This window comes from Moorena sp. SIO2C4, from assembly GCF_010672485.1.
GTDB lineage: Bacteria > Cyanobacteriota > Cyanobacteriia > Cyanobacteriales > Coleofasciculaceae > Moorena > Moorena producens.
This window is the reverse complement of sequence record NZ_JAAHGN010000238.1, coordinates 1-8,270: the sequence shown is the minus strand read 5'-3', so window position 1 is coordinate 8,270 and position 8,270 is coordinate 1. Positions and strand designations below refer to the sequence as shown.

At 43.9% G+C, this 8,270-nt stretch carries 2 protein-coding genes; both read right to left on the bottom strand.

The annotated features are described in order from the left end of the window. Nucleotides 1-69: 69 nt before the first annotated feature. The gene (locus F6K20_RS14560; RefSeq protein ID WP_287266483.1) at nt 70-5,430 is read right to left on the bottom strand and encodes a CHAT domain-containing protein; all 5,361 of its coding nucleotides are present in this window, start codon (nt 5,428-5,430) and stop codon (nt 70-72) included. A gap of 1,065 nt (nt 5,431-6,495) precedes the next feature. Next, on the bottom strand, nt 6,496-8,270 hold a 1,775-nt coding region (locus tag F6K20_RS14555), incomplete at its 5' end, for an efflux RND transporter permease subunit (RefSeq protein ID WP_287295105.1).

Below are 8,270 nucleotides of genomic sequence, written 5' to 3'. Positions count from 1 at the left end.
TCTCCCGACTCCCGTTCCCCTCCTTGGAGGGGTTAGTGGTGGGTTCCTACTCCCTATTCCCTATTAAAATTACCAAGGATTCCCCACAATAGTAAACCATGCCCAATAGTAAGGATGGGATAAATTATTATTAGTGTTAGTATTATCCTTAAGCATCTCTACTTGGGCTAACCTTAAGGCTTCTGCTTTTATAGGGACTACTTTTAAATGGTCATAAAAAGATTTCAGGAGTTTAAACGTTCCATTTTGAGGCACTGCTAACAAACTAGCTAAAACCGATTGCACTTTGGATTGATAGGCAAATCCAGCAAATCCTAATTCATACTGTTGATTGCCAAGGGCTGTATCACAAGCACTTAAGACTAATAAGTTTACCGGTGGTTGCTCTAATCCCAAAGTTTCAAATTTTCCTAATCCTAATCGTTTTTTACCGAACTGAATGTAGGAATCATTAGCATTAGACCGAAATTTACCATGGGTTCCTAAATGAAGGATATTAAAAGATTTCTGATTAATTTCATCCTGGAGATTAGCGATAGTGAAGTTTTCGTTTTCTAGGGCTTTAGCTGACCAGGTATTGACTAAATGCTCGATTAGTTTGGGAACATAGGGTAAGTCTCGATGCTGGTGAAATTTTTCCGTGCCCATAGCCAGCACTGGGGCTTTTCTGACATCGGTATAGTTGGTATCGGTCAAGCTCAAACTAGGCACTAAACCAACACTGTATTTTTCCACAATAAAGCTTTCGCCATCATGGAGGGCGGCTAAAGGGAGAGACTGCAAGCTTTTATCCATCACAAACACCAAGTTATTGATGTTTTGTTCATCTAATGTCTTCTGGAGGGGTTTAATCAGTAATTGATAGAGTTGTTGGGATTTGGCTAGGTCTTGTGGTCGAAAAACCCCTGCTCTAGGAGATGCTACACTATCCCGGAATGATTGAGCTAAGGCTAACACTTGCTCCCGGCTGGTATTAGCAATCCGTTTGTAGATCATTTTGCCTTGGCTAGTTACCAATACCAGTTCTAACGGAGCATTAGGCTTGGGCTCTACAATTACATTAGGATTGATGTTGAGGAATTCGGTTTTTAAGACAACGTCTCGTCCTGGTAAATTTCCAGAATTCCGAAAAAAGACATAGATCAGTGCTGGTCTAGCATCGGTAACTTGTTCAATTTCCTTGAGTTCTGTTTGAATGTCTTTGGCTGTTTTAATCTCAGCAACAGATGACTCCCCTTGACCGTTGGCTTGACCGGTGGCTTGACTGGTGACTTGACTGGTAACTTGACTGGTAAAATAATCCTCTAGTTGATAGACTAGCATTTCTTTGGACAATGCTTCAGTTTCTTCTATCATCAATGGTGGGAGGATTTCCTGTGGTAACTCAGGTAAATCTGGCTCACTATTGGTTACTTCAGTATTACTAGTATTAGGAGATGACTGAGTAATCAGCTCAGTAATCAGTTGAATCTGACTGGGAAAATTACCCTGAGTATAGGACTCCAGAAACCGTTGCGTTGGCAAAATAGAATTCTGTGTGCCAGTGGTAATGGCTCCAGCGGTACCATTGATGCTGGCATCCCCGACAGTAAAGGGTATGGAACTAGCTGCGCCATTATGTCGGATGATGACTGACCCTCCTGCCACTCCGCCCCTAGTGGAAATACTAGCTGTGGTCTGATTGCGTCCGCTAAAGGTATCGGTAGCTCGGAAAAATCGACCAGCGGTAATATCAACATCACCACCACTACCGTTTTCTCCCCCTTGAGCATTAATCGCCCTGACTTCCACATCTCCAATCGGGTCGATAATCACATTTCCGCCATCACCAAGACTACCGCTAGTATTAATTAAGCCAGTCTTAATGGTAGTGGAAGCATCGATAACAAGATTACCACCACTAATACCAGAGGTGTTGAGGTTTTCTGTGAATACCTCTCCATTCCTAGCGGTAAGGTTGATATCGGAGCCATTGGTGATAATGTTCTCAACTGCAATACTTTGATTGGCCTCTAGAGTAATCGAAGCATCGTCTATGCCTTGAATTGTGCCATTGGCGATGATGGCACCTGATCCGGCTGGGGCTTGAATGGTTACTGGGTCTTGGAAGGTGACCCCAGTTTCAGCAATGGTAATGTTAGCGCTACTGTTAGGATTACCGATAGTGATAGCAGTAAAGCCATCTTGCAGGAAGTTGATTTCTTGGGCAGTTAGAGCTATAATACCAGTCTGGCTCCTGTGATTGCCACCAATTGCGATCGCTTGATCAGCGCTGAACGGTTGTAATGTAATGGTGGCATTCCCTTGAACTATGTCGTTAAAGTTAATTTCATCAGCAGTTAGGGTAATATCTCCTAGGGGAATGGTGCCTCCCACTGCATCATTAAACTGAATGGTGCCAGTGCCAGCATTAACGCTCAGGTCTTGATTACCGTCAACGGTATCATTAAAGGTAATGTTACCGCTAGTGCTAGTGATGTTAGCACTAGTGTTAGGGCTAGTCGGATCAAGATTGAGGGGTTTGAGGAAGCTAATGTTACCACTCCCAGATGTCACAGTGCTGTTGAGATTGATTTGAGTAGTATTGAATTGCCCAATGGAGATACTCCCTGAACCCTGAGCACGGATGGGTTGATCAATGGTGATAGTACCAGGTATATCTTGTCCGAGACGAATGCTGCCATTTTTAGCAGCGCTAATCCCATTCACACCAGCCACGGAGGTGATCACAGCATTGGGGTCTTGAAGGTTAAGGATAATATCGCCACTATTGCGGGTAACGGCAGCAATATTCTTAGCTTGAACATCTATACCATTAGCATCGGCGTAGCTAAATCCATTTTCAGCATCGAATAAAACTGCCCCTTGTTCCCCATCAATGGTTACTTCAGTCCCCAGATTATCAAAGATGGTACCAGCAGAGATAAATTGAGCTGTCTGATTATTAGCCAGTTGGACAGCAGGATTGGTGTCACTGCTGAGAAAGTGAATATCCCCGCCTCTGACAATAACATTGAGATTGGCCTGACTCAGGTCAAAGTTGCGGATTCTTACATCACCGGTAAATTCAGGATTTCCAATTGTTAAGGTACCGGAAGTGCCTAGAGCGAGATTATTGAACAAATCCGCTGTGGTGATTTGGAAGGTGCCACCAGCATCTTTCCCTATGCCCAAAGTAGTATTAGGGTCTTTTGGTTGGATAGTGATGCTTTCAGCCATCAGCTGGGAAATCACTTCAATCCCACCAGCGGTAATCAAAACATCTTTAATCTTACTGGCTTGTAAGGGTTGCTCCGGATTGCCGAGACTGACTTGACCATCGGTATCAATGACTAGAGTGCTGGGGCTGTTGATGGGATTTTTGATAGTAATGTTACCGTTGGTAGCTGTGATTGCGATCGCTCCCCCATTTTCTGATTCCGATCCAGCATTGATACCGCTACCCCCACTATTGATTTGGATATCACCACCTCTGCTAGTTACGGTGACATCACCGGCCCCTGACCCACCAAAGGAATCAATACTAGGAATTTGAATAGTAGGTTGAGTGGTGGATAATTGACTATTGCCATCAGCATTTAGGGTAATATCCCCTCCCCTACCAGTATTATTAGCAGTATCTAAGCGATTATTCTTAGTGACTTCGATAGTGCTGCGAGAGTCAATCAGGATTTGTGGGGAATTAGTATTAGGATTACTATTACTTAAACCACCGGTCTTAATAGTGTCAACTTGAATTGCACCAGTGGTTAATGCAGTATTAGGCGAATACTGATTGGTTATCGAGACCAATCCATCCCGAGCTACGGTAATATCGCTAACTTTGATATCGGCACTGGTGGCATTACTGCTAAAATTATTACTAAAATCAAGATTACCTGAATTGTTTCCTGGCACTCCTCCTTGTTGTGTCCAATCAATCCCAGCTCTAATATCTAAGGTCGCCTGATTAGCACCATCAATCACCAAATTACTTTGGTCAGATAGAGTGACATTGGCTAGATTAGCAAGGATGGGATCGGAGTGGGTTGGACTAATCTTAGGGTTAGGCTGATCAGTAGGATTAATCGCAATCTCGCCTAAGGTAACACTACCCCCTGCTAAAATATGTAAGGAAGCGCCTTGATAGTTGCCTAGACTGACATCACCATTTGCTAGAATGATGGAATCATCAGGACTAATCCAATTCCCTGGACTACCATCTAACTGCTCAATCCGAAAACTAGCGCCTGTTTGATAGCGACTACTGCCTTGTACTGGATTAGCGGAACGCAGTACCATGTTGCCACCAGAGAATAAACCACTAGCTTGATGATTGGGGGTTGAAATCTCTATGGCTTGATTGCCCTGGATGGATAAATTGCCGAGGGCTTCAGCAATAAAGGGGCGCGCTAGACTATCATGCGATCGCACTGTATTGCCAGCCAACAGATTCAAATCCCCAGTGGTAGAGAGCTGGCTTTCGACTAAGGTGAGATTATTAGCAGCTGATAGTGTAGCAGTCTGAGCGTTTACCTCCCGAGCCACCACATCACCCATCTCAATCGGTAAACCAGAATCCGCGAGCTGTACTTTACCATCTGGCTTCACCACAATCGGTGTCTGTAACCCTTCAACTCCGTCGGTCAACAAGGTTGGTAAATCCTGAGGTGTAAATGGTAGCTGCTCCCCATCAGCATCCGTTGGTAATTCAATTTCGATATTTAATAGGTGTCCTGGTTGGCTAATCCTAACTAAATTAGCACCATCTACAGCAGCCAGAGTAACCGTTCCGTTGGCAGCACTTACGTTTCCAGTACTGATCACACTGCCGCCGATTAAGCTTAAGTTATTACCCTCTAGTAGTTCCAGATTCCCAGCATTAATAATACTCCCTGGTTGAGTCGAGTCAAAGGCCAAAGTCTGGGGATTACCGATTAAAGTTTGATAGTCATTTGACCCAAAGCTAGTGAACCAATTGTCTTCACCAAACCCAATCCGATTCGCTGTTGTTACGGTTAAATCACCTGGGATATTCAGACGAGCATTAGCACCAAACACCCATCCCGCTGGATTCATTAAAAATAAGTTTGAGTTACCTCCAGCTATTCGAATTAACCCGTCAACAATTGACGGCTTACCCCCAATCACCCGACCCAAAATATTACGAATTCGGGGATTAGACAGAAACGTAACTGTCTGTTCTGCCGTCAGACCAAATTCTTGAAAACTATGGAATAAATTGGCGCTATCTCCGGAAACTGTACCCCCGTCAACCGTCAACTCATTGCCATAAATTGTAATACTAGTGCCCGTACCATCTGTGGCTGGTATAATAGATTCAGCCTTAGCGACATGGACGGGATACAGTATGGCTATACCTAAATAAATTTCTCCAACTAGAGAAAAAAGTTTCCACAACCAGTTACTATGCCACCCAACAGCTTTCACGAGTCGATGCTCCCACTACACCAATAACTTACACCAATCACCTAAACTAATCATAACTTACTTAATCGCTACTTAATCCCTTACCTAACTTAATCCCTTACCTAACTTAATCGCTATTTAATTTCTTTATATTAGGTAATTTAACTGCATAATTTTGAATTGATCAACCTATGTAGTCACACATCATAATTATTCAGTTGCTTGCTAATTTATTTAATTGCTGAATTGTCATATTAATTGTAATATTAATTGGTTACAAAAATCCGCCTCCCTGGTTTATAGCAGAAGTCATTTGTCAGAAGTCATTTGTCAGAAGTCAAACTCTTGCGCTTACAAAGGGTTTGAGACTTTTGTCATGTCCTAACTGCCCTGGCGACTGCTATACTTGCTTTCTTGGGTTTACTTGCTTTCTTGGCGTCCTTCCCGTCTTCGCCGTTGATCAAACACCCCCCTTCCTCAAATGTTACCATCATCAGACTGCTGGGAATACTATCCACCCTATCACTACACCAACCGGGTGCATCTCATATTTGTAAAAAACAAGGGGAGGGTGGGGAGGTTGGGAAGTGGGGAGAGATGCGGAGATGGGGAGATGGGGGAGTTTTTTATTAAGGGTAATTATCCCGACATGATATAGCACTACGCATTAAAGTGTTTGACATTGCTAAAAGCTGAAAACCTTTTGTAGTAAACTTTTGACTTCTGACTTGTGACTTGCGGACTTGCACGTAGCGCTATATTATGGCTAACTTATCAGGGCAGGGATTGATGGGTTTTGGTTAATACAATCAATAGGTAATTGACATCTGCATCATTATAATTAAATACCAACAATAAACTTTGTATAGCAGTCGAAGTAAAGCTTAAGACATATTTCTGCTCCCTGCTCCGAACGCGCCCCGCGTGGCCTACGGCCTTAGTCCCTGCTCCCTTTCAACCAAAATACTCTGTCCTAAACTATACTTCGGTTGCTATATAGTTAATTGTTATTCACCCTAGGCATAAGGATTCAGCCCTTGGCTGATAGCTGATAGCTGATAGCTTACCTAGACATTAGTCGAGAGACTAGAACTTACCATTACTGGCAGCAATAGAAGTACCATTGCTCAAATACTGCTCAGGCTCTACATCAACCTCTACTACATCGTCTTGGTAATCTTGAGTTTTACTTCCAAAGAGGGTCTTTCTTGCCCAACGAACTAAGTTATCGACATAGGTAAATAATACCGGCACCACCACCAAGGTTAGCAGAGTAGAAGTGGTAAATCCTCCTATCACGGCAAGAGCCATCGGACTACGAACTTCACCATCGGCTCCCCATTCCAAGGCAATGGGAATCATGCCAGCAATGGTGGAGACCGAGGTCATCAAAATCGGTCGCAAGCGACTGACTCCAGCTTGAATGACTGCTTTAAACTGGGATGTCCCTTCTTTCTGATTGGCTAAGGCAAAGTCTACCAAGAGAATGGCATTTTTGGTCACCAATCCCATCAGTAATACTATTCCGATTAGGGCAAAAAGTGCCAATTCCTTCTGGCCAATCAACAGTCCCATTAAGGCACCACCGATGGATAGGGGTAAAGCCACCAAAATTCCAAAGGGATAGAGAAAACTGTTATACAACAGTACCAGAATGGCATAAATGCACAACACTGATAGCGCTAAAGCGCTTAAAAAGCCACCGAAGATGTCTTGCATAATCTTGGCATCCCCAGAGGGTTCCTCGGAAACTCCAGGGGGTAGGGGATTCATAGCAGGTAGGGATTGGACTTTTGCGATCCCATCTCCTAGGGAAATCCCTTGCAAGTTAGCTCCCAAAGACACCTGACGAGCACGATTAAAGCGGTCAATCTGGGCCGGTCCACTCCCTAAACGGATATCGGCTACAGCAGCGATGGGGACTAAGGTTCCATTTCGACTGGGAACCCGCAGATTTTTGAGGGTTTCGATGTCATCCCTCGATTCTGGGTCGAGTTGGACACGAATCGGAATTTGTCGGTCAGGTAAGTCAAATTTAGCCAGATTTGACTCAAGGTCTCCAATTAAGGCTAAAGAGGCTGTGCGTGCGATCGCTTGAACAGATACTCCTAAATCTGCAGCACGGGCAGGATTAGGTACAATCACAATTTCTGGTTTAACTAGACTTTCACTAGAGGTGACTTCCACTAAACCAGGACTTTGGCGCATCTGTTGTTCTAGAGTTTGGGCGGTTTGGGAAAGCAGTTCACCATTCTCACTCTTGAGAACAATTGATAAATCCTTGCTAGAGCCTCCAGCCCCTTGACTACGGAAACTAACCCTCGCGCCAGGTATTTTCTGGAAACCCTCACGCATCTGCTGCTCAAATTCTTGCTGAGATATTTCCCGTTGGTCTTTGGGTAAGAGTTTGGCGTATACAATACCAGAATTTACACCATCATTTCCAGCCCTGGCCAGAACATTTTCTATAGCTGGGTTTGACTGCAACAACTGATTTGTTTCTTGAACCACATCTATGGTTTCACTCAGCTCAGACCCCGGTGGCAGGTCAATCAATACCGTACTGACTCCAGTATCCTCATTACTAAACAAACCCTTGGGAATAAACTGTACAAGCTGCAAGCTACCGATGAAAAAAGCTACAGCTATCAACATCGTGGTAATCCGGTGCTTCAATGCCCAGGTTAATAGACCTCGATAAGGTTGTATACGTCGGCTCTGAAGGTTATTGGGTTGAAGGTTATTGGGTTGAAGGTTATTGGGTTGAAGGTTATTGGGTTGAAGGTTATTGGGTTGAAGGTTATTGGGTTGAAGGTTATTGGGTTGAAGGTTATTGGGTTGAAGGTTATTGGGTTGAAGGT